The organism is Affinundibacterium baiyunense (assembly GCF_018139645.1).
In the GTDB taxonomy this organism is placed as follows: Bacteria; Pseudomonadota; Gammaproteobacteria; order Burkholderiales; family Burkholderiaceae_D; genus Undibacterium; species Undibacterium baiyunense.
Window position 1 is genome coordinate 1 of record NZ_JAGSPM010000031.1, and the last position, 742, is coordinate 742.

Annotated in this window: 1 protein-coding gene; it reads left to right on the top strand. The window is 46.2% G+C overall.

Features of this window, described 5'->3' with window-relative positions; all coding sequences use genetic code 11:
• Window positions 1-122 precede the first annotated feature (122 nt).
• The coding region (locus tag KDM92_RS18215; RefSeq protein ID WP_212685782.1) for a hypothetical protein at window positions 123-742 on the top strand (620 nt) is incomplete at its 3' end.

A 742-nucleotide genomic window follows, 5' to 3' on the forward strand; every position in this document is an offset into this window, starting at 1 on the left:
CTGGCGACAGCTTGACTGGTGGCGACGGTACAGATACGTTGACAATCGTGAACGGCGGTAACATCACTTCTGGTGCAACTGGTTCTAGCATCGTCACAAAAGTTGAAGCGTTGAACGTGTTCATGAACGGTCAATCTTCTTCTGTTGACTTCGACAAATTGCCAGACGTAACTGGCGTTACAGTACGTAACATCGGTAACAACGGCACAAGCGGCGCAACAGCAGCTGACGTAACATTCACATTGAACAACTTGACAGTTGCTCAAGCTACAGCAATCACTGTATTGCACAGCACAACTGGTAACGGTGACGTTACTCAAACTACTTTGAACGCAAACTTGAAGTCTTCTTCTGGTACATCAGACACAGTAGCAGTGACTTTGTTGGATGGCGTGAACACAGACGGTAAGTTCAACTTGACATTGAATGCTTCTGGCGCAGAAAACTTGACAATCAACAACAATGACTCTGAGTCTAACATTGTTGAATTGGGTACAAATTCTTCTCACACAGGCACTATCACTGTTAAAGGTACAACAGCTGGTACAGTAATCAACTTCGACGTTGACACTGCAGCAGGTGCTGGTACAACAACTGGTTTGTTGCGTCAAAACGTAGGTCAAGGCTCTAACGGCTCTGGCGCAGTTGACGTAGGTACATTGTCTACACAAGTACGTATCGGTGCAGCAACATTCGACGCGTCTGCAGAAGCAGCAAACGTGATCGCTCGTTTCAACACAAA